The sequence below is a fragment of the Chroococcidiopsis sp. SAG 2025 genome, from assembly GCF_032860985.1.
In the GTDB taxonomy this organism is placed as follows: domain Bacteria; phylum Cyanobacteriota; class Cyanobacteriia; order Cyanobacteriales; family Chroococcidiopsidaceae; genus Chroococcidiopsis.
Genome location: NZ_JAOCNC010000001.1, coordinates 6,389,812 through 6,414,644 on the forward strand (window position 1 = coordinate 6,389,812; position 24,833 = coordinate 6,414,644).

The 24,833-nt window shown below is 44.6% G+C and carries 21 protein-coding genes; 9 read left to right on the forward strand and 12 right to left on the reverse strand.

All coding sequences use genetic code 11. The features are described from left to right. Positions 1–119 precede the first annotated feature (119 nt). The 5 genes from N4J56_RS31160 to N4J56_RS31180 all read right to left on the reverse strand — a co-directional run bounded on the left by N4J56_RS31160 (position 120) and on the right by N4J56_RS31180 (position 7,095). Entirely contained in the window at positions 120–434 is a 315-nt protein-coding gene (locus N4J56_RS31160; protein WP_039715367.1) for an RNA recognition motif domain-containing protein, read from the reverse strand. A gap of 339 nt (positions 435–773) precedes the next feature. Further along, on the reverse strand, positions 774–992 hold the full coding sequence (locus tag N4J56_RS31165) for a hypothetical protein (RefSeq protein ID WP_317110201.1): 219 nt from the start codon (positions 990–992) through the stop codon (positions 774–776). 280 nt (positions 993–1,272) lie between these two features. Beyond that, complete coding sequence (gene nrdJ, locus N4J56_RS31170) at positions 1,273–4,731, reverse strand: ribonucleoside-triphosphate reductase, adenosylcobalamin-dependent (protein ID WP_317110203.1); 3,459 nt, start codon at positions 4,729–4,731, stop codon at positions 1,273–1,275. Between the two features lie 360 nt (positions 4,732–5,091). Further along, positions 5,092–6,345, reverse strand: coding sequence for an FAD-dependent oxidoreductase (locus N4J56_RS31175; RefSeq protein WP_317110205.1), 1,254 nt, complete (start codon positions 6,343–6,345; stop codon positions 5,092–5,094). A gap of 120 nt (positions 6,346–6,465) precedes the next feature. Further along, positions 6,466–7,095, reverse strand: coding sequence for a TetR/AcrR family transcriptional regulator (locus N4J56_RS31180; RefSeq protein ID WP_317110206.1), 630 nt, complete (start codon positions 7,093–7,095; stop codon positions 6,466–6,468). A 271-nt stretch (positions 7,096–7,366) separates the two neighbouring features. Here N4J56_RS31180 and N4J56_RS31185 point away from each other — a divergent pair, with 271 nt between their 5' ends. Beyond that, positions 7,367–8,212 carry a hypothetical protein gene (locus tag N4J56_RS31185; RefSeq protein ID WP_317110208.1) on the forward strand — a complete coding sequence of 282 codons (846 nt, stop codon included), beginning with the start codon at positions 7,367–7,369 and terminating at the stop codon, positions 8,210–8,212. A gap of 88 nt (positions 8,213–8,300) precedes the next feature. Here the strand turns inward: N4J56_RS31185 and N4J56_RS31190 are convergent, their stop codons facing one another. Beyond that, complete coding sequence (locus N4J56_RS31190; RefSeq protein ID WP_317110209.1) at positions 8,301–8,558, reverse strand: hypothetical protein; 258 nt, start codon at positions 8,556–8,558, stop codon at positions 8,301–8,303. Then, entirely contained in the window at positions 8,555–8,740 is a 186-nt protein-coding gene (locus N4J56_RS31195; protein ID WP_317110210.1) for a hypothetical protein, read from the reverse strand. Before N4J56_RS31195 ends, N4J56_RS31190 begins: the two co-directional genes overlap by 4 nt. A gap of 118 nt (positions 8,741–8,858) precedes the next feature. On the opposite strand from N4J56_RS31195, the gene N4J56_RS31200 reads away from it, so the two are divergent. Next, the gene (locus N4J56_RS31200) at positions 8,859–11,675 is read left to right on the forward strand and encodes a valine--tRNA ligase (protein WP_317110212.1); all 2,817 of its coding nucleotides are present in this window, start codon (positions 8,859–8,861) and stop codon (positions 11,673–11,675) included. A gap of 133 nt (positions 11,676–11,808) precedes the next feature. Continuing rightward, positions 11,809–12,261 (forward strand): hypothetical protein, encoded by a 453-nt coding sequence (locus N4J56_RS31205; RefSeq protein WP_317110214.1) that lies wholly within the window; start codon positions 11,809–11,811, stop codon positions 12,259–12,261. Positions 12,262–12,312: 51 nt separating this feature from the next. Here the strand turns inward: N4J56_RS31205 and N4J56_RS31210 are convergent, their stop codons facing one another. Beyond that, positions 12,313–14,373, reverse strand: a complete 2,061-nt coding sequence (locus tag N4J56_RS31210) for an AarF/ABC1/UbiB kinase family protein (protein WP_317110216.1) — start codon at positions 14,371–14,373, stop codon at positions 12,313–12,315. 400 nt (positions 14,374–14,773) lie between these two features. Here N4J56_RS31210 and N4J56_RS31215 point away from each other — a divergent pair, with 400 nt between their 5' ends. Together N4J56_RS31215 and N4J56_RS31220 are read left to right on the forward strand one after the other, a co-directional pair. Then, positions 14,774–15,451, forward strand: a complete 678-nt coding sequence (locus tag N4J56_RS31215) for a TrkA family potassium uptake protein (protein ID WP_317110218.1) — start codon at positions 14,774–14,776, stop codon at positions 15,449–15,451. Positions 15,452–15,460: 9 nt separating this feature from the next. Next, positions 15,461–15,994 (forward strand): DUF3124 domain-containing protein, encoded by a 534-nt coding sequence (locus N4J56_RS31220; RefSeq protein ID WP_317110220.1) that lies wholly within the window; start codon positions 15,461–15,463, stop codon positions 15,992–15,994. Positions 15,995–16,050: 56 nt separating this feature from the next. Here N4J56_RS31220 and N4J56_RS31225 read toward each other — a convergent pair whose 3' ends face one another. Further along, a complete protein-coding gene (locus N4J56_RS31225; protein WP_317110222.1) occupies positions 16,051–17,613 on the reverse strand; it encodes a cation:proton antiporter in 1,563 nt (520 codons plus the stop codon). 117 nt (positions 17,614–17,730) lie between these two features. Here N4J56_RS31225 and N4J56_RS31230 point away from each other — a divergent pair, with 117 nt between their 5' ends. The 3 genes from N4J56_RS31230 to N4J56_RS31240 all read left to right on the forward strand — a co-directional run bounded on the left by N4J56_RS31230 (position 17,731) and on the right by N4J56_RS31240 (position 20,394). After that, on the forward strand, positions 17,731–17,892 hold the full coding sequence (locus N4J56_RS31230; protein ID WP_317110224.1) for a hypothetical protein: 162 nt from the start codon (positions 17,731–17,733) through the stop codon (positions 17,890–17,892). Then, positions 17,886–19,790 (forward strand): DNA repair protein RecN, encoded by a 1,905-nt coding sequence (gene recN, locus N4J56_RS31235; protein ID WP_317110225.1) that lies wholly within the window; start codon positions 17,886–17,888, stop codon positions 19,788–19,790. The genes N4J56_RS31230 and recN overlap by 7 nt, the downstream gene beginning before the upstream one ends. Before the next feature lie 97 nt (positions 19,791–19,887). After that, positions 19,888–20,394 carry a GNAT family N-acetyltransferase gene (locus N4J56_RS31240; RefSeq protein ID WP_317110226.1) on the forward strand — a complete coding sequence of 169 codons (507 nt, stop codon included), beginning with the start codon at positions 19,888–19,890 and terminating at the stop codon, positions 20,392–20,394. Between the two features lie 60 nt (positions 20,395–20,454). Here the strand turns inward: N4J56_RS31240 and N4J56_RS31245 are convergent, their stop codons facing one another. Next, positions 20,455–21,153: a response regulator transcription factor gene (locus N4J56_RS31245; protein WP_317110227.1), complete on the reverse strand. Its 699-nt coding sequence runs from the start codon at positions 21,151–21,153 to the stop codon at positions 20,455–20,457. Positions 21,154–21,648: 495 nt separating this feature from the next. On the opposite strand from N4J56_RS31245, the gene N4J56_RS31250 reads away from it, so the two are divergent. After that, positions 21,649–21,999, forward strand: coding sequence for a winged helix-turn-helix domain-containing protein (locus N4J56_RS31250; RefSeq protein ID WP_015152872.1), 351 nt, complete (start codon positions 21,649–21,651; stop codon positions 21,997–21,999). 68 nt (positions 22,000–22,067) lie between these two features. Here N4J56_RS31250 and glmS read toward each other — a convergent pair whose 3' ends face one another. Continuing rightward, positions 22,068–23,969: a glutamine--fructose-6-phosphate transaminase (isomerizing) gene (glmS, locus tag N4J56_RS31255; RefSeq protein WP_317110230.1), complete on the reverse strand. Its 1,902-nt coding sequence runs from the start codon at positions 23,967–23,969 to the stop codon at positions 22,068–22,070. 448 nt (positions 23,970–24,417) lie between these two features. Further along, positions 24,418–24,663, reverse strand: a complete 246-nt coding sequence (psaC, locus tag N4J56_RS31260; RefSeq protein WP_012411495.1) for a photosystem I iron-sulfur center protein PsaC — start codon at positions 24,661–24,663, stop codon at positions 24,418–24,420. Between the last annotated feature and the right edge of the window lie 170 nt (positions 24,664–24,833).

A 24,833-nucleotide genomic window follows, 5' to 3' on the forward strand; every position in this document is an offset into this window, starting at 1 on the left:
ACCGACCAGCAATTATCAGTGTCAGATACTTAACTGGTCAGTGAAAGGGTTGACCCAAATTCAGATTTAAAGTATTAATCTTGTTCCGAGTAGTTTCCTACAGAACGGGGTGGTTGTAACTACTCCTGACCAAATCTTGCCCTCACTCCGGCTCCGTTACGCCGATATCCACCGCCGCCACCGCCATTTTCTTCGCGGGGTTTAGCTTTATTGACTCGCAGCTGTCTTCCCATCCATTCTGCACCATCTAATTCAGCGATCGCTGATTCTTCTTGGGCATCCTCGCCCATGTCAACGAAAGCAAATCCGCGCATTCTGCCAGTTTCCCGATCCATCGGTAGGACAATGCGCTTGATCGTGCCATATTCTGCGAATACAGTTCTCAGGTCTTCTTCCGTAGCGCGGTAAGAAAGGTTTCCAACGTAGATAGTCATAATCGGTCGCGTAAGTCTGAACAGAGAGTCAAGTTCAGTCGAGAAATCGAACCTAAAAATTTGCAGTTTCGGCAAACACCAGATTTCAAATTTATCAGTAATCTAGCTTTCAAGATAGACCACCCCAGTCGGTAGCAGCTTCTCAAATTTAACCAGTTACAGGACTGAACTCACACTTACGCATATCATATCGTATGGTTTGTTTATCAAAGGTCTTCTGTATTACAAATACTGCCTAAAAAATTTCTGATAGTTATCATTTAATCTGTTAACTGTTAACAGTTAACAATCATCACTGTAGAGACGCGAAAGATCGCGTCTCTACATAACTCTCTACCTCTACTCGATAGAAATGCTTTGGGGACCGCTAGTTTTGCCGTTGCGATCGCCAGATGTGGAAGAATTGTAGCTGGAAGAATCAGACTGGCGATCGAGCCAACTTTTGACTGGATCGTCAGTTAGGCTGAGGTGCAGTACCCCAGAGACAAATCCTCCTAAAAAAGAAACTGGGTGCTGTACCAATTCCTTAAAAATAGGTGCTAGTTCGTCTACAAACATATTTGAATTTCCTCTATGCGTGGCTGCATCTGTACTGTTTGAAATTCTAGCTTTTTAGTCGAGAGGTTTGAGGAGCGAGGAGCGAGGAGCGAGGGAAAGAGAGTGATGCATGGTGCGTGGTGAAAGGGTGTAGGGTGTAGGGTGTAGGGTGACAGTGACTCCTGACCAGTGACTAGTGACTCCTGACCAGTTATCAGTTAATCATCACTTCTGACTTACGACTTCTCCTTGTCTCCCTTGTCCCCCTTGTCCCCCTTGTCCTTCCCTAACCCCTAACGCCTCACCCCTCACTCCTCGCCCCTTCCTTTTGAGGAAAGAGGCATTTATCTGAATCGCACCCTGCTGGACCTGCTTCATCTAACTCTTGAGCATCATAGCGGCTGAGGGCAGTATAAAAATCATGCACTTGCCGTCGGGAATGCACTTGTTGCATTAATTCTTCGTACTTAGCCTTGGTTATCGGTTCAAATGGCAAGCGGGGGAAAGTTTGTAAGTCGTCAAATCTAGCTAATAAGGCAGCACTAATATAGCCTTCATCGTTTTGAATGGTTTCGTAAATCCGCACCCCTAATGCTTCTACCTCGTTTTCTCGCAACTCAATTGTTGCGGACGTATTATGAGTTACATAGTATTTCTGCACTTGCATGTAGAAATCCATTTGGGCTAAAGCGCTAAACTTGCTAATCTCAATTCGATCAGCACCTGGTAGATCTGCCCAAGGCACGGCGACAGGAATTTCTACCAACCACTCCATACAACGAGGATCGAAGGGGTCGTTCAACAAATTGCCATTTTCGTCTTTATCCGATTGGGAGGGAACGACACCATAACCGTAGTCAATGCAAGCTAGTGCCACTGGATCGTTTTTGCGGAAGGTAATTCGACGAAGAAAGCGTTGGGCTTTAGGAGGATGCCAGCCTGGAGACGCGCCAGTCAATAGAGATTTCGTACCGCTAGGTTGGACGGTAGTACAGCGATTCGGGCGTTTAATGTTATGGCGATCGCAATATTCCCACACAACGCGAAACACGATATCGCGCCAACGGCTGAGATACTCCCTTTCTTTATTTCTAAAATACTCTGCTAAATTCTCACTTCTGACTTCTGAATTCTGACTTCTGAATTCTTCCGGTCTTCCTTGTTCCCACCACCGCAACCAATCTACGCCAAAAGCGCGGACGAAGAAATCGAATAGTCCCGTGAAAGATACTCCCACAATTGGATCTAATTCCCGACTGAATTGATAGCGGGGTTCGAGAAATTTGTGATTCAACAAAGAAGCGACAGATAATGCCCCTGCGGTAAAAGCTTCTTCTTGTTCTTTGTCATTTTTGGGGTCGATTTGATTTAAATGAACCTCCGATAAGTTGCAGTGAAAATTACTACCCAAAATTTCGCCACAATTGTGAGCCACCAGTCCATTTGCATCGAATCTTGCTGGTCCAGGTACGGTGCAATCGTAAACTGCTTCTTCTCCATCTGGTTCAACAGCCACAACTGTAGTCGCAAATCGTTCGCGATTGAAACTACGTTTGTAACCTGAAAGCAGAGATTGTAGACGTTCAGCTTTGGCAGGTTCTTGGAATCCAATTAATTCTTGGAAAACTACAATATTGTCATTTGATATGACTAATTCATGTTGAGCTTTACAAAAATATGATGCCAATTGCCGTTTCGAGTCAGGCAACATTCTCATGCCTTCTGTGCGGCGATTTTGATATATGCAAGATGCAATCCCCAAGCGTAGCAGCATTCGCTGTAAAGCTTCAAGTAATTTTAAATTGCTTTGAGCAAGGCGAACGCTAATGCCTTTATTATGAGTACCTTGTACGCTCCCGTCTGCATCAAATAATCCTTGCAGAAAACCACAATAAAACTCAAAACTCGCTGTTTCTAATTCGGCAGCAATTGCTTTATTACCAAGCTTGATTCCGTAGTCTTGAGCTAACTTAGCTAGTCCCGCAGAACTAACTTGAAAGTATTTATTCTGAGGGTGATAAACACTAGTAAGCTTGCTACTACTACCTGAAATAGAGTTCTTAACCAGGGTAAGAGCATATTCTGCCATTTTAACTTGGTTATCGCCCCAATAACGTAGATGAGCTTGATAACTATAATTAGCAGGATTAGCACTCAAACAGCCATCACCTATCAAGTTTCCTAGTAACCAACCTTCTGCTTTTGTTCCCTTACCATCCCAAGGCGATAATCCTCGGTGATTGTGAATCAATATGCGATCGCCTGCTTTGAGTTCGGACACAGCTACCCATTCACTATATTGATTTTTCTGAGTTTGAGCTGTGACTTTTAAAACTTGATGATTTTCAGTTAGCCGTAAGCTATATCCTTCTTTTGTTTGTAATTTGACCACTGGCTTGATTCCAGTGAAGAAAAATCCTTTGGGCGTGGTACTGAAAAGTTCGCCATTAACATACGTGCTGTGTTGAATGCCGATTAAATCTTTTACTTGTCTAGCACCTTCACCTGTATGTATCCAAGTATCTGCTGTTACGCAGGGATTCAAACCATATCTTGAAAGTCGATGTTCTAGCTCCGCATTTGTTATTTCTGGATGGAAATCGCGCAACCAAGCTTGAGCTTTTTCTTTTGAAGTTACGTATGTTTTAATAAACTCTTGCTTTAGTGCTTGACTACTTAAAAAATCTGCATTGCTACGGGCGATCGCTTCTGGCGCATATTGAATGGCTCCTTCACCAGAATAATATTGACTGCGAACGGCATTAATACATTCTTCTAAGGTTGGCTTCTGATGAAATACGCGGGTATGATTTGCCATTCTTAGCGCATCGCGTTCGGGATCGATCCGCCAGTTACCGTTTTCATCTTGTTGCCAAAGGTTATTTTTAGCGTTAGCAAATAGCTCGTCATTGCTAGTGCCTTGACGCATCCCCGCGCTTCTTCTAACATTTCCGGCAACTACAACAACGGCAGCTTCATCTATTAATAAACAACACTCAACAGAATTAAGTTTTCTGCCTACGGCTTTATTTAAAATTGCTGCACAACGTTGATACAATTCTGGCAATTTAATCGGGTTAGCAACGCCGCCAAAACCTTTTAAAATCTCTCCTGCCGGACGGATATTATTAAGATTGACGCTGACATGTACGATATCCGAAAAACGCTCGTTCGTTGATAGCTCCAACAGAGTTTGATAAGACTTGACCCAACCTCGGCGGCTATCGCCCACGAGAATATTAACGATATTACCTTCGATTTGTACTTCTGTCTCGTCCTGCCGTTCTGAAGCGGGCGTTGTGCCGATTTCTCCTTCTACGGTGACGTGGAGGCGATTGCGAATCACGGGAAGTTGGTTAATGTACTGGGGTTCGAGGATTGCACCCGTACCGCAGCCCATCATTGCCAAGTCCATCATCAAGCCAAAAGCCCGCCAGTCTACTACGTTAGTAGAAGTGCAGTTATAAGCGCCAGAAAAATTCTCTTGGCGAGAAATCCATTCCGTACCCCCTACCCACAGCCAGCGCCCGCTAGGGAGAGATTTCATCTCCTTTTGCATTTTTTCGAGAATAGCGGCTTCTGCTGGGGTGAGTTTACCCAATTCTACTAGCCCGCGCAGGGTGCGATCGCATACTTGTTCCCAAGTCTCGCGCCCACCTCCTGTCCGCCGACTATACGTCCTGAAGAATACTGGATTTGCAGCTGGGGCAGTTTCGGGAAACTGGCTGGTTGGGTTTAAGCGCTGTAGCTCTCGCACCATAGGTAAAATAATTAGAAAAAAGGTTTGACTGGAAAAAAAGCCTTAGCAGTTAAAGGCAATAGATTAAGACTATACGCGATTTACATATAGTGGTAAAGATTGAAAAATAAGGAAATATGCGCTAGTCGTAGAGACAGTGACCAGTGACCAGTGACCAGTGACCAGTTATCAGTGACCAGTTATCAGTGACCAGCGATCGATTAATTCCGAATTCCGAATTCCTCCTACACCCTACACCTTTCTTTCTTTACTACTCACTTTTATAGCGGTTTTCAATTGGGTAAAATACACGTCCGTAGGGGCGCACGGCTGTGCGCCCCTACCTGTGTCACGCATACAATCGAAAATTGCTATCAAAAGTTAAGTTTTTACATGCACGGGCATTAACCCAAAGGCAATGAACCGCGCTAGCAAATCGCGCAGAATTGACAGCCGTAACAAGCTTGGCAGCTGGAACTTTTGCTGTGGCTTGAGCGCTCGATTGAGAATTTGCTTTTGGATTAAAGACTGAAAAGCCTGGATAAATCGTGTGGGCAACTCACGCCGACGCTGGACTTTGGCTAAGTCTTGTAGCTGCAATCTACTAGTTTTTAGTGGTTCGCTCAGCACGTTTGCCGCTACTACAGCATCTTGAATCGCATAGTTGATCCCGACTCCTCCAACGGGTGACATGACATGAGCAGCGTCACCAATCAACAGTAAGCCAGAACTATACCATTGCGGTAGGCGGTTCGACTCAACTGAGAGAAATGCGATTTGAGACCACTCTTTGAGTAGTTCCACGCGATCGCTAAACTCCGGGACTACCTCAACAATAGACTTTCTCAATGCCTCTAACCCCGCAGTTCGCAAATCTTGATATCCACCTTTAGGAATGACATAAGCAATCTGCCAAGCATCACAGCGATCGATTGTTACTAAAATATGACCGCTACGGATACGACCATTCAACCCTTCTGGTTCATCCGGTCTGCGGGGAAGACGAAACCACAGCACGTCCATTGGTGGCGAGGTTTCAATTGGCTTAAACCCAGCTAATTGACGTAGGCGGGAATGACGACCATCTGCACCAACTGTCAGTTGCGCCCTAACTTCATGCCAACCGCCGTGTCCGCGATAGCGCACGCCTCGAACTCCTCCATCTGCCACAATTAATTCTTGTACGTTTGCGCCCAATACGAGTTGAAAGTTGGGATACTGTTTTGCCTCCTCGGTAATAAACTCTAGAAATTTTACTTGGGGCATCACTGTAATGTACGGATAGCGGGTTTTCAAATGACTGAAATCAACAATTGTGAAACTATCTTCCTCTGTACGAACATTCAACTGGCGTAGTTTGGTGTGGCGCAGCTCCAGCAGGCGATCGGCTAAGCCCAATTCCGCCATAATCTCCATCACAGACGGGTGAATGGTATCACCTCGAAAGTCGCGATCCAAGTCTTTGTGTGCTTCCAGCAGCATCACAGGTATACCTTGACGTGCCAGCAGCAGCGCCAGTACTGCTCCTGCCGGACCACTGCCCACAATACAGCAGGTTGTCGTTTGTCGGTCTAAAATTTCATGCTGCGGGGATACGGCATCAGTTGGCGATATGGGAGTTATATTGTTAGTCATACCAAAAACTCCTTAAAACTTCCAAAACAATTGAACTTATTTTTGATTGATTAGTTAATCAACAAAACTTGAAAAAACGTCCTAAAGCTGAATTGCGCGAATTAGTTCTACCCGCTATCCCTACTCATCTGTGGGAGCAACTAATGTCCCTTGTAAGAAAACTTTGACCGCAGTTTCTACCATCACTTCTGCACTAAGCTGCTGTGCGTCGGGTTGCATGAAGACCTCCCGCGTTAGTAAATATGCCACAAAAGAACCAGCAAAACAGCGTGCTGCTGCGTTTGGATTCATCGGTTTGAGTACGCCAGCAGCCATCTGTTGTTCTAAATAACTAGACAAGAAAGCCACCGAACGACTAGGACCAATTCGATTTACTATTTCTGCAACGTGCGGCTGCCGAATTGCTTCTCCCATAATAAGTTTGAATAGAGCCAGCGATGTCGGATTTTCAGCCATTCTGAGAAAAGCATGACCGAACAGAGTCAAAACATCCTCTATTGGTTTGGTCATTAACTCTTCGCTATGGCTTAGCAGTTGCATCAAAGGCAAGCGTTGTTCGAGAACTTGTTGAAACAAGTTGCTTTTGTCTTTGAAGTAGTGATAAATCAAACCAGGGGAACCAATGCCGGATGCCGTAGCAATATCTTTATTAGTTGCTTTCTCAAAGCCTTTGCTAGCAAAAACTTGTAAAGCACCATCAATAATTTGCTGTCGCTTATCCTCAAAATCGCGATCGTCCCGTGGGGGCATTGTTACATCCTAAGTAAGTTAAAAGTCAAAAGTCAAAATATTAAAACTCTACTTTCAGAATATCTTTGATTGACTAATCAATCAAATATGGTTGCACAACTTTACAAAGTAAATATTAGCTTCCACTACTTAAAGTATGTATTTATACAAAGAAAACGATATTGAGTCAGTACGATCGAGGTATTTAGTATATGGTAGTTGCAGGCGATCGCTTTTGATTTTACTGGTTAGATATCAACCTTGAGTCTTTTACCTAAATTTTAGGTAAGGGATGGTTATGTTAAAAATTATGCTAGGTATACAAAAAATTAAGTTTGGCTGTCACGCAATTAAGACGATATCAATATTGTGCTTGCTGCTTCTAGTATCGTGCGGCGATCGCGAACCTGACGCATCTATTTCTAGTCAGCCGCCTCAGCAAGAATCGGCTATGAGTCAATCTTCCGAGCAAAAAGCACAGACTCCGATATTTATTACAGACTATCCTCGATCGTATCCGCTTAAACTTCTAAAAACAGGCAAATTTCATGGAAATGAAGTTCAAGCAAAATCGGGAGAGCAATGGTTAGGGCTATTTTCCACAGCAAAAGGTTTTGAATTATTACCGACAAAAATCGCCGTTCATACTGTTCGTGACTACGTACTCGATACAGATGAGACGAAGAAAACAGGAAAAGAAATTATTCTAGACGAAAAATATTCACCTGTTTTCTTGGTTAAAGGTTCAATTCCTCTGAAACCTGGGATAGTTAAAACTGTTTTTTTAGGAAATGCAAAGTTTTCTCCCAATAGCCCGCCCTTAAGTGTCGCTCTTAATCATGAATCTAGAAATACCTACCAAATATCAGTTAAAGAACGGCAAAACCCTGAAACTATATATCACGCTCTTTTAGTTTATTCTGGGAAAGATAGTATATTCCAAGAAATTTCGTCTTGTTGTGACGATGGCTCTACCGCATTACTTTGGGCTGGCGATCTAGATCGAGATGGAAAACTCGATCTGCTTATAGATATATCAAATCATTATCATGTTTCTCTTCTCACACTGTTTTTATCATCAACCAATCAGAATAAATTATTAGAACCAGTGGCTCAATTTAAAACTACGGGATGTTAATAGCTAGCAGTCTGATTGGTTCGGCAGCGATTGATAAGATTGATAAGTTGAGCGATCGTCCTCGCAGACGTTAAAATTTAGTACAAGGCTAAGAATCAGCTTCTATTCCCTCTTTTAGTAATGGCGTTGCAGTTAAATTACCTGACTTTTCTCGAACTTGAAATAACTGTCGCACTAAGGATAATGCTTCTTGTCTTTCTTCATCAGTTAAATAATCTTGTCCTTTCAAACCAGCGCGATAACCCTTATGAGTCCCCTTGGCTTCGATGTAGCGTTGCTTGCCAGTATTCAAAATTTCTGTAAATCTTTCATATTGCTGTTTTTGTAATTCAGATGGTTCTCTCATAAATCTGACCGCCAGTTAGTTGGAACTACTTCACCGTCATGCTGAATAATAGAAATTGGTAAAACAGGGCTAGGAGTTTGGATATACCAGTCACCTGTACTTTCATCATAAAAGCCATTTTGTAGTAAATCTAGCGTATCGAGGGCATTAATAATTAAATATTGTTCCTCTGTAGGTTCCATTCAGATTTGTCTTGTACGTTGACTTTGGCAATTCTACAGGAATCAGAACCCGCTCTACCTCCACCTTGCTCTATGGCAAAATATTAAATAATTCACTGCATCTTTTCGTCTTCCCGACATGACAGCAACCATTCCTAATCTGCCCAGCCTCTACGACCCCTTCACCACTGAAGCCAAGTGGCAAAAATTCTGGGAAGACAACCAAGTGTATAAAGCAGACCCCCAGCGCGGCGGGGAACCCTACTGTATCGTCATTCCTCCTCCAAACGTGACTGGTAGCCTCCACATGGGTCACGCCTTTGATAACACGCTGATAGATTCCCTGATCCGCTACCATCGCATGAAGGGATATAACGCCCTATATCTCCCTGGAACCGACCACGCCAGTATTGCAGTCCACACAATATTAGAAAAGCAATTGCAAGCAGAAGGCAAGACCCGCTACGAACTGGGACGGGAGAAATTTCTCGAACGCGCTTGGCAGTGGAAAGACTCATCTAAGGGTACGATTGTCGGTCAACTGCGCCGCTTGGGAGTTTCCGTAGATTGGTCGCGGGAACGCTTCACGATGGATGAAGGCTTAAACAAAGCCGTTGTCGAAGAGTTTGTCCGATTTCACGAAGAAGGACTGATTTATCGCAGCAAATATTTAGTGAATTGGTGTCCCGCAACTCAGTCAGCAGTATCCGATTTAGAAGTAGAAAATAAAGAAGTCAACGGGCATTTATGGCACTTCCGCTATCCATTAACTGATGGCTCTGGATCTGTAGAAGTAGCAACAACGCGACCGGAGACAATGCTAGGCGATACGGCTGTCGCGGTAAATCCAAACGACGATCGCTACAAACATTTAATTGGTAAAACTCTAACATTGCCAATTATGCAGCGAGAAATTCCCGTAATTGGCGATGAATTTGTCGATCCTGAATTCGGAACGGGTTGCGTTAAAGTGACTCCTGCCCACGACCCGAACGATTTTGAGATGGGTCAGCGTCACGATCTGCCGTTTATTAATATTATGAATAAAGACGGCACGCTGAATGAAAATGCAGGAGATTTTCAAGGACAAGATCGATTTGTTGCCCGTAAAAATGTCGTTCAACGTTTAGAAACTGAAGGATTTCTCGTCAAAGTAGAAGAATACAAACATGCCGTACCGTATAGCGATCGCGGAAAGGTTCCAATTGAGCCACTACTTTCAACTCAGTGGTTCGTCAAAATTCGTCCTTTAGCCGATCGCACTCTATCATTTCTAGACGACAAAAATTCGCCCCAGTTCGTCCCCCAGCGCTGGACGAAGGTTTATCGCGACTGGCTAGTTAAACTCAGAGATTGGTGTATCTCGCGTCAACTATGGTGGGGGCATCAAATTCCGGCTTGGTATGCTGTCAGCGAGACAGGCGGAGAAATCTGCGATAACACGCCGTTTGTTGTGGCGCGAAGTGAGGCGGAAGCGCGGGAAAAAGCTTTATCCCAATTTGGTACAGATGTCAAGCTAGAACAAGATCCAGACGTATTAGATACGTGGTTTTCTTCAGGACTGTGGCCCTTTTCTACTTTAGGCTGGCCCGATCGCACTGAGGACTTAGAATTTTACTATCCTACCGCTACCCTAGTCACGGGATTTGACATCATCTTCTTCTGGGTGGCAAGAATGACCATGTTAGGGGGACATTTTACCGGACAGATGCCGTTCAAGGATGTCTACATTCACGGGTTGGTATTGGATGAAAACGGCAAGAAGATGTCCAAATCGGCGGGAAATGGCATCGATCCACTGCTACTAATGGATAAATACGGGACAGATGCCTTGCGCTATACCTTGGTGAAAGAAGTTGTCGGCGCGGGACAAGATATTCGGTTGGATTACAACCGCGAAAAAGATGAATCGGCTTCTGTGGAAGCATCCCGCAATTTTGCGAATAAATTGTGGAACGCCGCCCGTTTCGTGATGATGAATTTGGATGGCAAAACCCCGCAACAATTGGGATCTCCCGAATCCCACCTCCTGTACGGGCGGGTTCACCAAGCATCTCCAACTGAGACAAATATTTTGGGTGAGTCCGCCCCTACAACTCCCGATTCCTTACAATTATCGGATCGCTGGATTCTCTCTCGCTACCACCAGGTTGTCAAACAAACGACAGATTACATCGATAGTTACGGCTTGGGAGAAGCGGCAAAGGGTTTATATGACTTTATTTGGGGCGATTTCTGCGACTGGTATATCGAATTAGTCAAATCTCGGCTATTTCAGAAAGATGCTGAAGGCGCAGCGTCACGGCTGGTAGCACAACAAACTCTTGCCTACGTTTTAGAAGGTATTCTCAAACTCCTGCATCCCTTTATGCCTCATATTACTGAGGAAATTTGGCATACGCTGACGCAAGCGGAAGCAGGACAAAGTATATCCGTACAAGCTTATCCAGAATCAGACGCGACTCTAATCGATCCCGACTTGGAACAACAATTTGAATTGTTAATTGAGGCAATTCGTACCCTGCGCAACCTACGGGCGGAAGCAGGAATTAAGCCAGGAGTCAAGGTAAAAGCGGTAATGCAGAGTGAAAGCGATCGCGAACGCCAAATTTTGACAAGTAGTGAATTGTATATTCAAGACCTTGCCAAAGTCGAGTCACTGACGATAACTTCAGCTTTAGATACAGCATTAGAACCCGCGATCGCCGATGTTGTCGGTACGGTACAAGTCCTAATTCCTTTGGCGGGAGTTGTTGATGTTGCCGTACTTAAAGCTAAATTAGAAAAAAGCCTTAGTAAAGCCCAAGCTGAAGCCAAATCTCTCTCGGCGCGACTATCTAACCCTACCTTTGTTGATAAAGCCCCGCCTGATGTCGTCCAAGGTGCTAAGGATGCTTTAGCCGAAGCAGAAAAACAAATTGAAATTCTCCAAGCCCGATTGCGACTGCTCAAGTAAACTAAAAGTCAAAAGTCAAAAGTCAAAAGTCAAAACTGAACGCACTTGGCACTGACAACTGATAACTGACAACTTTGTACAGACGTTACATGTAATGTCTCTACACTGACAACTGATAACTGATAACTGATAAATGTTCTACCTCGCTCAAATTATCAAGTACGGAATCTCTGGTAAGTTAGGCTTAAAATTGCTTGCCAGTCAAGAAGCAGAGCATACTTGGGTATTGGTAAGCGATCGCAGTGCTATTCTCGATGTGGAAACTACGATTGGCGATCGCTGTCCTTTTACCCTGGCTGAGGGTTTGTTGGTACTGGCAGAACTCTCGCCAGATTGCTGCCAGGTTTACAGCCTTCATAATGCTACGGATTGGGTAATGGAATTAGTCCAAACTTATCTGACAAGTGGCATCACTCCGTTATTTTTGCAACAAGAAATGGAACGGGCTGAAAAGTGGCGACAAACCCTAACTTTACAGACGCAAGAGTTATCTCGACGGGCGCTAGAAGTGGAGGCTAGACGAGAACAAATTCAGGCTTTGGAAACAAATGTGAGGCGAGAACAAGAGGAAGATGAAACTGGGTAAGTCGTAAGTCGTAAGTCGTAAGTCATAGGGTGGGCAATGCCCACCTTGTTTTTAGACTTTTGCGGGTGGTAAGACTAGCCGATCGCGTGCATCTGGTTTATAACCGTTGCTGTAATTATCTTCTGGTGTAATTAATAATTCCCGCAACAGACGGGCGATCGCCTTTTGCGTCAGCTGACTGGCGAGTTGCTGCCCGATTCGTTGAGTTTCTGGTTTTGTCAACACCTGTGCCAGTTGTGGAATTAATTGTGCGGGGTCAAAACCACGGGTTTCTTGTAAAATTCCCCAAATACGCTTAATATGCTCCAAAGTTTGCTGCTGTTCGGAAGAAGCACCAGGAGTTTCATGAATTGTCATTGCCAAACGATTTCCCAAGGGAACGCGATCAAATGTATCTCGCAGCCTGGATGTGACGGCGTGTAAGGTATTTCGACTCACAGCATCTACACTCTTAACGATCTCATCTACCAGGCGATCGCGAATAAAAGCCCCGCGTTCGGATGAGAGAAAATCAATCATTTGATTCAAGACAATATTAAAGTCATAGTCCTGATTCCCACGGGCATTGCGTAACAAGTTTTCTAAGCGATTCCAGCGGAACGTCCCTTCTTTAAACAGCAAATCTTTTAATGATGCGCGCAACTCTGGCGCGGGATCGATCAACAAACGCTTTGCAACGTAAGGATAAGCGGCGCTGAGAACTTTAAAATCAGGTTCGATCCGAATGGCAATTCCTTCTAACGTCACCAGAGAGCGAATGATCAAAGCGTAGTATGCTGGGACGCGGAAAGGATATTCATACATTAAATTCGACAGTTCGTCGGTGATGCTTTTAATATTTAATTCCGCTACACTAGCACCCAAGGCGGCGTTAAACACCTTAGCAAAAGCAGGAACGATGGGTGTTAAATCTGTATCTGGAGTCAAAAACTCCAATTTCACATAGTCCTGTGCTAAAGAGTCAAAATCACGATTTACCAAGTGGACGATCGCTTCAATCAATCCGTACCTTTGGGCTGGCTTGATCTCGCTCATCATGCCAAAGTCTAAATATGCCAACTTCCCATCGGGCGTGGCAAGTAAATTCCCAGGGTGAGGATCGGCGTGGAAAAATCCATTTTCCAATAGCTGACGTAGCGAACACTGCACCCCAACCTCAATGATGTGCTGGGCATCTATTCCTTGGGCGCGGATCGCTTCTACCTGCGTCAGCTTCGTTCCTGTAATCCACTCCATCGTCAAGACTCGGCGCTGGGTGTATTGCCAGTAAATTTTAGGAATATAAATATCTGGTAGATAACCGTAGTATTCGGTAAAACGTTCGGCGTTTTCGCCCTCCTGAACGTAGTCCATTTCTTCAAAAATGCGATATCCAAACTCGTCGAGAATATCGACTAAGTTACTGCGGATGCGCTTAAAAGTTTTGTTTGCCCAAGCTGCCAGACGACGGATGATGTATAAGTCGATAGTAATGCGATCGCGCAGGTCGGGGCGCTGCACTTTCACTGCCACTTCTTCCCCAGTCTTCAACCTACCCTTATACACCTGCCCTAAAGAAGCAGCAGCAATCGGATTGGGAGACAGTTCGGCGTAAATTTCTTCTGGAGTTTGCCCCAATTCTTCTTGAATGAAACGGTAGGCGATCGCATTATCAAAAGGTGGTAGCTGATCTTGCAGTTGTGTTAGTTCCTCTAAATATCCAGGTGGAACTAAATCGGGGCGAGTAGAAAGAGCTTGACCGATTTTGATATAAGCTGGACCCAGTTGCGTCAACAATTCCCTGAGCTGAACTGCCCTGCGCTGCTGCATTTTTAAGCTGCGTCCCCATTGCTTGTCCCACCACAAACCAAAAGCAAAGGCAAAACAAGGCAGCAGAATCGCAAAAATTCTACCAACAACCTGAAAAGGACGACGACTGTAATATGCAGCAATCGCTTCCGGTTCGTATCTTAATGCCAATTCCGGCTCGATCTCGCTGTGTCCAATTTCTGTGGCGTGTCTTGGCACAACAGCTGTGCTAGTCACGGGGCTATCTGTCGTTACTTCTACGTAACTGTTCCCTGTTTGGCTGTCCAACTGCTGAGGATTTGGGGAAACCTGCTTCACATTCATGAATTTGGTGACGCTTGGGCGTGAGTTCGCTAACTATTGTAACAATTTGTTACCTAAAAAAGTTGTCGCAATACCCGAACGCCACTGGACTTAAGACAGAAATCTATTACGTCCGATAGCGATCGCATTGCACCAACGTCATCATTATCGCTTTTTAGTTCAGTAAAGTAATCCTACTCATGACAGGCAAGTTTTGGAGATTCTATCGGTGGTTGGCTGTCGAGGATATCCGTTCTTACCCATCTTTATTTTCGATCGCGCAAAGACGCAAAGACGCAAAAGTATTCTTAGCGCCTTAGCGTCTTTGCGCGACATTTTATCTGACAGTCAAAAATAATGAATGACTAATGACATACAACATTTCTGCTAGCCTGTAAATTGAAGCTAGCTTGGTATAGCAATGTACGTACTCATTGGCGGTGCGGGCTTAGTTGGGCTAAATTTGGCACAAAAGCTTGTAGAGTTAGGGCATACGGTTGCAATTATTGATTGCGATCCTAATGCCTGTCGTTATGCCCGCGAACAAGTGGGAGTGATGGCTTTTGAAGGGAGTGCCGTCAATACAGAAGTCTTATTAGAAGCAGGGATTCGCAAAGCTGACTCTGTGGCTGCTGTCCTCCGTCAGGACGCTCTAAATTTGGCAATGGTAACTCTTGCCAAGCACTACGGAGTCTCTCATATTTTGGCACGGATGCGACATCGTGATTTTGCCGAACCGCTACGTCTTGCCGGAGCTAATCATATTATTAGTACTGTAGAGCTGGCAGTCTCTACAATGGTAAATGCGATCGAGTATCCCCAAGTGGAATCGATGATGCATTTCGAGCAGGGACAAATTGAAGTATTGAAACTCGCTCTTCCTAATAATTGTTACGTTGTCGGTCGTACTGTTGCCGAGATTGCTCAAGATAAAAGATTTCCTACTGGCTCTTTAATTATTGGTTATCAAGCCCATCCTCATGAAGATTTAGTCATACCTAATGGTAGTACAATACTAGAACCGGATTCAACTGTATTAATCGTGACGAAACCAGGCTCGCTGCATCAAGTCATCGATTTTATCGAAGGTTGTCGGTAACTAATTTTCATGAGAATATATCCATTATTTTGCTTGCTTGTATCTGTTCTTTTTCTGACTTCCTGTACGTCACCAAATCCGTCGCGACAAGCCAATTCTCCACAGGAAACGCCATCTCAACAAGTAGTAAATGTAGATGAAAACTTTAAAAGAGTAGCAGGTCAAACTATCTACGTTCCTGTCTACTCTCATATCTATCACGATGATGGGAAAAAAACTTTTAATTTAGCATCTACCCTCAGTATTCGTAATACCGATTTGGCAAATCCTATTGTCATTACCTTTGTTCGCTACTACGATACAAATGGAAAGTTAGTCAGGCAATATTTAGAGCAACCAATTCAAATTGATGCTCTAGTTTCTACAGATTTTGTCATTGATACAACCGATACTAGTGGAGGATCGGGAGCTAAATTTCTTGTGGAATGGATAGCTCAAACAGAAGTTTCCGAACCTATTATTGAAGCAGTTATGATTGGTAGCGGCTACCATCAAGGCATTTCTTTTATTAGTCCAGGTAAAGTAATTAAAAATAAGTCGTAACTCGTAAGTCGTAAGTAACTGATAACTGGTCACTGATAACTGATAACTGATAACTGTCAATCGTCTTCTAGGTTTAGTAGTTGCTCGTCAAGCTTTTGCAAGCGCGATCGCACAATTTCTTCTGAAAGAATCTGCTTGCGAATTGCCTCATTCAGCGCTCCTTTTTCTGCTAATAACAAGCGCCGACGGATAGCATCAAGTTTGGCGCGCTCGCCTATACTAGCATCTAAATCATTTGGACGGCGATTGTAGATTTCCCGCAGTGTTTTTTCTGCCCCTGCTACTCTTACTTGATATGCAGATCTCATTTCTTCGTAGACGGCTTTTGGTAATACTCCCGATCTTAAAAGACTATCTAATTCATCTTGTGCTGCCTTGGCAGTCATCAACTGTGCTTGCAATTCTTCAATTTGTTGCCGAAATTTGGAAAATTCAGACAGATGCAAACGTTTAATAAACCAAGGTAAGCTCAATCCTTGCCCAACTAAGGATAACAACACTGTACCAAACACTATCGCAATTAGCTGCTCTCGCCCTGCCAGTGAGGTTGGAATACTCAGCGCCAGTGCCATAGATAACGAGCCTTTGATGTTACCAATAAATAAAACGTGCTGCCAACGCCACGGAATCGGACGGTCGAACCAACGTACTAAAACTAACAGCCCGTAAACAGAGACAAGTCGTGCCACCTGACAAGCCAAAAATGTTAATAGTACCGCAGGCAAAGTTTGCCAGAGAGTTATTAGGTTAATTTCTATACCGATAAGCAGAAAAATAAAACTATTAACACCAAAACTGGCACATTCCCAAAAACTCAACAAAGTCAACTTATTAGAAGCTGATATCTGTCTAACAAGCCCAATCGTACCAAAAACTAGCCCGGCAACAACCACCGCTACCCCACCAGAAACTCCCAAAGCCTGTCCGATTTGAAAAGTTCCTAGTGCTACTGCTACTGTTAGCAAGATACTACTGAGCGGATCGTCCATTCGAGCTAATAAACCTGTGCTACCCGTACTCAAATAGCCCAAGGCTAGCCCTACTAAAATACTGCCCGCGATCGCTACAAAAAGTTGTTGTAACCCACCCAAAATTGAGAACGAACCAGTCACGCTGACATTTAAAACCAGATTAAATAAAACTAGAGTGAAAATATCATTGAATAACGTTTCTCCCTCGACAATCGTAGACAGTCGCGAAGGCACAAGCACTTCTTTAAAGACAGCAATCACGGAAACGGTATCTGTATTTGCCAAAATCACCCCAACTAGCAACGCTGGTATCCAACTCAAACCCAGCCCAAATTTCAGTACTAGCGTTATCACCCCAGAGGCGATAACAACTCCTGGTCCCGCTAGCAGAGTAATTGGTTTAATCGTGCTACGCAGGCGACTAGTATCAGTATTGATAGCTGCCTCAAATAGGAGAATTGGCAAAAACAAATTCAAAATCAGAGAGTCATCCAAACCAATACGCTGAGGTAAAAGTTCGGTAATGGCTAAACCAGCTAACACTAAGCCTGCAACATAAGGCATTCGCCACCAACGGGATAGTAAAGCCACGCCAGTCGCTACGAGTAACAGAATAATTAAGACAGTAACTAACTGAGCGACTTCCATTCAAATTAAAATCAAAAGTTAAAAGTTAGAAGTCAAAAAATCAAACGTGCAATATTGACTTATGCAAGGTGATATTTCTCAAAGGTCATCCAAGACTCCTTGACTCGTATTGCAATTTTGCAACTTATCGTAACAGAAGTCAGCAGCCCACCTTCAACCACCCACTACCAACTACCAACTACCAACTACCAGCTAGACTATCAATCCCCCCTATTGTTGGCTAAAATTCATGAGGTGGCAAGTATGCGATCGCCCTCACGACATAGCCCTTCATGTTAATCTCCCTCCAGATTGAAAATTTTGCTTTAATTGACCAGCTGGAGTTAGAATTCGGCAACGGTCTGAATGTCCTCACAGGCGAAACTGGTGCTGGTAAATCGATTATTTTGGATGCGATCGATGCAGCTTTGGGCGGAAAAGTCAATAGTCGCGCCATTCGCACGGGAACAAATCGCGCCTTGATTGAAGCAACGTTTCGATTGGATAAAGATTTGGCTGACTGGCTAATTACAGAAGAAATCGAACTACTTGACGATAATTCCTTAATATGCGGTCGCGAGTTAACCGTAGCTCAAAATAGCCTCCGCAGCCGATCGCGAGTCAATGGGGTACTCGTCAACCGCCAGCAAATGGCACAACTACGCGATCGCCTGGTAGAAATTACTGCCCAAGGGCAAGCCGTACAAGTAGGACAAGCAGCCCAAGTACGAGAATGGCTAGATCTCTATGGCGGTGCAAGTCATTTTCAACAGCGAGAAGTTGTCGCAACTGCTTACACTGAATATCAACAGATCAAAAATAGTTTAGAAAAACGGCGACAGTCCGATCGCCTGCGGTTGCAGCAAATTGACTTACTAACTTATCAAGTCAAAGAATTAGAAGCAGCTAGTTTAAGCGAACCAGACGAACTAGAACAACTGGAACAGGAACGCCAACGCCTCAGCCATGTCGTAGAACTGCAACAGTCGAGTTATAAAGTCTACCAAGTCCTCTATCAAAATGAGAATGACGGGCAAGCCAGCGCCGACTTGTTAGCAGAAGCAGAAGTGACGCTAACAGATATGGTGCAATACGACACCCAGCTACAACCAATCCTCGATTTGGTGGGTGAAGCACTAGCAGCAGTTACGGAAGCAGGACGGCAGATCGGCGCTTATGGAGAGAGTTTAGAATCCGATCCGCAGCGGCTAGAAATCGTCGAATCCCGCATTCGCGAATTGAAACTGGTGTGTCGCAAATACGGTACTCTCCCAGAAGCGATCGCCTACTACCAAAAAATTCAAACAGAACTCGCCAAACTCAACGATAGCGAACAATCGATTGAAGCCTTGGAACAACAGGAACGAAAATATCTAGACCGACTGTTACAGGAATGCGATCGACTCACCCAACTGCGCCAACAAGCTGCCGCCAAACTCGAAGCACAGATTCTCGCAGAACTCAAACCCTTGGCGATGGAAAAAGTTCAATTTCAGGTAGAAATAGCCTCTACAGTCCCTACAGCCACCGGAAACAACCAAATTTCTTTTCTGTTTAGTCCCAATCCTGGTGAACCATTGCAACCCTTAATTGCGATCGCCTCTGGGGGTGAAATGAGTCGATTTTTACTCGCCCTGAAAGCTTGTTTTTCCCAAGCCGAAGCATCGGAAACGCTCATATTTGATGAAATTGATGTTGGCGTATCGGGAAGAGTCGCCCAGGCGATCGCCGATAAACTGCATCATCTCAGCCAACGCCACCAAGTTCTGTGCGTCACCCACCAACCCCTAGTTGCAGCTATGGCAGATCGTCATTTTCGGGTAGATAAACAAGTTATTGTAGGGGCGGGTTTATCAGACACGCCCAGAGACAAACAAACAATTCAGACAAACCCGCCCGTACCGGAGTCGGGAGTCGTAGGGGCGGGTTTATCAGACACGCCTGAAAATCAACGAACAATCTCGACAAACCCGCCCGTACAGGAGTCGGGAGAAATTAGGACAGTTGTGAGAGTTGCAGCCCTAGACAATTTTGATACGCGGCGGGAGGAATTAGCTAATCTCGCGGGTGGTAAATCTGCCCAAGATGCGATCGCCTTTGCCGAATCTCTGCTGACCCAAGCCGCCAATCAACGACAAACACCACAAAACGGTGCAGTGACAAAACCGCGATCGGTTAAATCGACCAAGAAACGATAATCGGTTATCAGTTAACAGTTATCAGTGACTAGTGACTAGTGGCTGGTGACTAAAGAAGAGTCTAACTACTAACTCACTAGCCACTCACCATTGACCAGTGACAGAAACAATTGAAGTTACCCGCACGTATCTGAAAATGACAGCGGCAGACAAACTCAAACCTGCCAAAATAGAAAGCGATCGCCTGCAAATTCATCAGGTCGTTGAATGTCCGGCTTCTTTTTATCGCTATCTCTACACGGAAGTTGGACGTAAATACCATTGGTGCGATCGCCTCAAATGGACGGATGAAGAAATTCGGACTCACCTCGATCGAGCCAATATTTCTGTGTGGGTTCTCTACTCAATTGGTGTGCCAGCAGGATATTTTGAGTTAAAACAACACGAAGATAAATCGGTAGAAATTGCTTATTTTGGTATTCTCGACGAATTTTTAGGGCGGGGATTCGGCAAACACTTACTCACTGTAGCGATCGAACGAGCTTGGGATTTAACCGAAAATTATATTTGGTTGCATACCTGCACTTTAGACCATCCAGCTGCCATACCCAACTACCTCAATCGCGGCTTCAGTCCTTTTAAGCAAGAAACTTATTATGTTTAGAGACATTACGTGTAGAGACGTTACATGTAACGTCTCTACACGTAGACATTTGTGTAAAAACTATGCCACCAACCCAGCTCTGAGGGCGCGTACAGCCGCCTGCGTGCGGTCGTTGACGCATAACTTATTGAGAATATTACGGACGTGAGTTTTGACAGTGCCAACTGTGATGTAGAGTTTATCGGCAATGTCATAATTACTATGCCCTGCCACAATCAGCGCTAATACATCAAGTTCGCGATCGGTTAGGGGAGTAGCTGCCAGCATTTGAGTGTATTCTGGCTCTATGGCATCGATCGCCACCGTTGGCTTAGCACCAACCGGACGGACTTCTTTCAACACAATCCGGGCGATTGACGAATCAATCCAGTTTTCACCTGCGTAGGTCGCTTCTATCGCTTCGACCAATTGATCTATACTGGTATCTTTCATACAGTAAGAGTCTGCTCCAGCCGTAAAAGCAGCTAAAACAGTATCTTCGCGATCGTTTAAAGTTAGGATCAAAACTCTAGTCTTGCAGTCTGGCGTTTGGGTTTGAAACTCGCGGAATTTACGAGTTAATTCAATCCCATCCATATCTGGTAAACCTACATCGACGATCGCCACGTCTGGCTTAGTCATTTGTAGCAATTGCAAACCATCATGGGCATTAGCAGCATCGCCAACCACTTTCACTTTCTGAGTCTGTTCTAGAGCAGTCCGCATTCCTAAGCGGGTAAGAGTGTGGTCTTCAACCAATGCAACTTGAATTAGACTCATATTCAACCTCAATCAATTCGATCTCAACAGTTTAGACAATAGTTTAGACAATTACCTGAAAAACAGTTTTTATTGTTGCAGTCAATTCAATTTCAATGAGAAACTCTATTGAACATTTACTGAAATAGGGTGAGGAACAATTCGTAAATTACCCGCCCTTCGGTAGATACATCGATATTCGCATTAGCCTTAGAATTATGCTATCCCTCTAAGGGATGAAGTTGTCCCTAAAAGGGAGCAATTCAGTGACCAGTGACCAGTGACCAGTGGCTAGCTATTCAAACGGTTTCTGGGCAACAAAAGCATTGCTGCTTGTAGATGGTCTAGTTGTAAATACTAACTGATAGCTGATAACTGATAACTGATGAGAGGCAAGAGGCGAGAGGATTTTAGACTTCTCGTTAGTGCTCGCTGATAATTGACAACTTTGTAGAGACACTACATGTAATGTCTCTACACTGATAACTAATAACTGATAACTGATAATTAGAGCAAGTGAATCAAAAAAGTGTAGAAAAAATTCAAACAGCAACAAAATTTATTCTGTGGTTTCGCCACTGTTTGCCGCAACCATTTCAACAGGTTGTGCGACCATATTTAGCTCAACCTTATCAATTAGCTTTAGAAATACTTGACTGTTGTAGCGGTGAAGAACCGATGACGGTAGAAACTATCGCTCAGAAAGTTGCGATTAACAAAAATACAGCGCGGCAAGTCCTCAGTGCTTTGAGAGAGGGAGGTTTAATTTTTACTATCACTGCAAATAGAGGATGGAAGTGTTTGCAAGTCAATCAGCAATCTTTACAAGCGATCGAGCAAACTTTGGAACGAGAATTAATTTCATAGTTAAAAATTCAATAGTTAAAAATTCAGAAGTCGATTTATGCAAGACACAAATCGACTTTTCCCAAAATCTACTCGACGGTGACAGACTTAGCCAAATTACGCGGTTGATCCACATCCAAGCCACGCCTTGCAGCAATATGATAGGCGAGTAGCTGTAACGGAATCACGGAAAGAATGGGGGACAGAATTTCATCCACAACTGGGACGGGGAGCGTATCGTCAAATATTTCCTTGGCGTGTTCGTCGTGCATGGGAGCAACGCCAATTAAGCGAGAGTCGCGGGCTTTGGCTTCCTGTACGTTAGAAAGAACTTTTTCATAAACGCTACCAGGCATAGCGATCGCCACGACAGGGACTTTGGCATCCAACAAAGCGATCGGTCCGTGTTTCATCTCTCCCGCTGGATAGCCTTCTGCATGAATATAACTAATTTCTTTCAGCTTCAGCGCCCCTTCAAGGGCGATCGGATAATTAATTCCCCGTCCGATGAAAATAAAATCTTGCGTCTCAGTAAACTCATGGGCGAGTTCTTCAATCTGCCGTTCTTGCTGTTCTAGAATCGACTCGATCTGGGCTGGTAGTTGCCACAACTGCCCGATAATTTGCTCTAGTTGAGCCGCCGATAGAGTTTGTCGGCGATACGCCAGATCGAGGGCGAGGCAATAAAAAGCAACCAACTGGGCAATAAAAGTTTTTGTGGCGGCTACGCCAATTTCAATTCCAGCCTGAATGTCAATTGTGTAGTCTACTAGTCGAGCTAGCGAACTTTGCATTCGGTTGGTAATTCCCAACAGACGAGGACGAAATTGTGGCGTTTTTTCGGCACGGCGTTGCTTATCCATAGCGATCGCCGATAGCGTATCAGCCGTTTCACCAGATTGCGTCACGCCCACAATCAACGTATTTGGCATCAGAGGCGGCGGCGCGTAACGGAACTCTGAAGCATAGTGTACCTGTGTGGGAATTTGTGCTAACTGCTCCAGCAAATACTTACCCACTAAGCTAGCGTGCCAACTCGTACCGCACGCTACAATTTGAACTTGCTCCAAGTCGGTATAGAACTCTGCTGGTAAGCTCAGATTAATTGGACTGGTGGTAGATGCAGCAGTCCAATCGTTGCCAATGTATGTTTCTAAAACCATCCGCACGACACTCGACTGCTCGTAAATTTCTTTGAGCATGAAGTGACGGAAGCCTTGCTTCTCCATCGTCACGGCAGTACCGCTGAGCAAATGGGGATGTTTTTTAAGGCGATCGCCAGCAAAATTGTAAATTTCAATTCCCAGGGGCGTAAGAGTCGCCATTTCTCCGTTTTCCAACGGTACGATCGCGTGAGTATAGGGCAAGATCGCCGGGATATCCGAAGCACAGAAAAATTCCCCTTGCCCGAAACCAAGCACCAACGGAGCTTGTTGTCGCGCCACCACAATTTCATCGGGATAATCGGCACACAAAAGCACGATCGCAAACGCTCCTTCCAACCGCTTCACGACTCGCCGCACTGCTTCGGTAAAAGGAGAGTAGAATTTTTCGGTTTCGCCACTCTGCCGCATTTGGTTCAGACATTCCGCTACCAAATTGGGGATAACTTCAGTATCGGTTTCAGTCACAAACTCATAGTTCAGCTGTTTTAATTCTTCTCGTAGCTCTCGATAATTTTCGATAATACCGTTTTGCACTACAGCTACCCGTTTTGAAGCATCTAGGTGTGGGTGAGCGTTGTGTTCCTCCGGTTTACCGTGGGTTGCCCAGCGTGTATGTCCGATTCCGACTAAACCAGGAATTTCTTGTCCGTTAAGTTTTGATTGGAGGTTGCGTAACTTACCCTTAGCACGGACGCGGTGAATCTCGCCTTCCCACACCGTAGCTATTCCAGCAGAATCGTAGCCCCGATACTCTAGTTTTTCTAAACCCGCCAGCAAAATTCCGGTTGCTGCTTGAGTGCCGATGTAGCCTACAATTCCGCACATATATTACTCCTTATATTCTTTAAAGTTTATGAGTTAATCTATCGGGTTTGTTTAAAATTCACAAATAATTTCTCTATATTTATGCCATATGGATGTCGCTTCCGCACGAATTAAGCAGTAGTAACTGGTTGACAGTTATCAGTTATCAGTTATCAGTTATCAGTGACCAGTGACTCCTGACTAGTAATTTCTCCTCTGCCCCTCTGCTCCCCTGCTTCCTCTGCTCCCCTGCTTTCTCCTCTGCCCCTCTGCTCCCCTGCTCTCTTCTCCCCCCTGCTCCCTACTCCCTACTCCTTGCTCCTCACTAAAAAAGAGGGGGCTTGTGTTCTCCCCCCTCTGTATGTGTTTGGATTGTTACACGCAGCTAAAAAAAGGCAATCGTCTAATGGTACTGGCTATCAAAATGTTGTTTTTTTATTTCTAGCTTCTAGAGGATTTAACTCAGACTCTAGTAAGCTAGACCCATGCTGCGAGTGGTTTCCGCACCGAGATATACGCGAATGCTTAAAAAGTCGGTGGGACAAGCTGTTTCACAGCGCTTGCAGCCTACACAGTCTTCCGTGCGGGGAGAGGAAGCGATTTGAGCGGCTTTGCAGCCATCCCAAGGAACCATCTCTAGCACGTCTGTCGGGCAAGCCCGCACGCACTGGGTGCAGCCGATACAGGTATCGTAGATTTTAACGGTATGAGACATGGAAATTAAGACTCCAACGAGCGTTTTATGTTGGCATAGACTCATAATCAAGGCTTAGTTTACCGTAGAGTCCGAATCCACTTCAGTAAAAGGCTACATAACTTTAAATTCTGTAATAGTAGGGAGCAGTTATCAGTGACCAGTGACCAGTGACCAGTTATCAGTGACTA

Bases quoted from the DNA above. Each gene is read 5' to 3' on its own strand.
- N4J56_RS31160 (WP_039715367.1), bottom strand. From the start codon at position 434: ATGACTATCTACGTTGGAAACCTTTCTTACCGCGCTACGGAAGAAGAC.
- N4J56_RS31165 (WP_317110201.1), bottom strand. From the start codon at position 992: ATGTTTGTAGACGAACTAGCACCTATTTTTAAGGAATTGGTACAGCAC.
- nrdJ (WP_317110203.1), bottom strand. From the start codon at position 4,731: ATGGTGCGAGAGCTACAGCGCTTAAACCCAACCAGCCAGTTTCCCGAA.
- N4J56_RS31175 (WP_317110205.1), bottom strand. From the start codon at position 6,345: ATGACTAACAATATAACTCCCATATCGCCAACTGATGCCGTATCCCCG.
- N4J56_RS31180 (WP_317110206.1), bottom strand. From the start codon at position 7,095: ATGCCCCCACGGGACGATCGCGATTTTGAGGATAAGCGACAGCAAATT.
- N4J56_RS31185 (WP_317110208.1), top strand. From the start codon at position 7,367: ATGGTTATGTTAAAAATTATGCTAGGTATACAAAAAATTAAGTTTGGC.
- N4J56_RS31190 (WP_317110209.1), bottom strand. From the start codon at position 8,558: ATGAGAGAACCATCTGAATTACAAAAACAGCAATATGAAAGATTTACA.
- N4J56_RS31195 (WP_317110210.1), bottom strand. From the start codon at position 8,740: ATGGAACCTACAGAGGAACAATATTTAATTATTAATGCCCTCGATACG.
- N4J56_RS31200 (WP_317110212.1), top strand. From the start codon at position 8,859: ATGACAGCAACCATTCCTAATCTGCCCAGCCTCTACGACCCCTTCACC.
- N4J56_RS31205 (WP_317110214.1), top strand. From the start codon at position 11,809: ATGTTCTACCTCGCTCAAATTATCAAGTACGGAATCTCTGGTAAGTTA.
- N4J56_RS31210 (WP_317110216.1), bottom strand. From the start codon at position 14,373: ATGAATGTGAAGCAGGTTTCCCCAAATCCTCAGCAGTTGGACAGCCAA.
- N4J56_RS31215 (WP_317110218.1), top strand. From the start codon at position 14,774: ATGTACGTACTCATTGGCGGTGCGGGCTTAGTTGGGCTAAATTTGGCA.
- N4J56_RS31220 (WP_317110220.1), top strand. From the start codon at position 15,461: ATGAGAATATATCCATTATTTTGCTTGCTTGTATCTGTTCTTTTTCTG.
- N4J56_RS31225 (WP_317110222.1), bottom strand. From the start codon at position 17,613: ATGGAAGTCGCTCAGTTAGTTACTGTCTTAATTATTCTGTTACTCGTA.
- recN (WP_317110225.1), top strand. From the start codon at position 17,886: ATGTTAATCTCCCTCCAGATTGAAAATTTTGCTTTAATTGACCAGCTG.
- N4J56_RS31245 (WP_317110227.1), bottom strand. From the start codon at position 21,153: ATGAGTCTAATTCAAGTTGCATTGGTTGAAGACCACACTCTTACCCGC.
- glmS (WP_317110230.1), bottom strand. From the start codon at position 23,969: ATGTGCGGAATTGTAGGCTACATCGGCACTCAAGCAGCAACCGGAATT.
- psaC (WP_012411495.1), bottom strand. From the start codon at position 24,663: ATGTCTCATACCGTTAAAATCTACGATACCTGTATCGGCTGCACCCAG.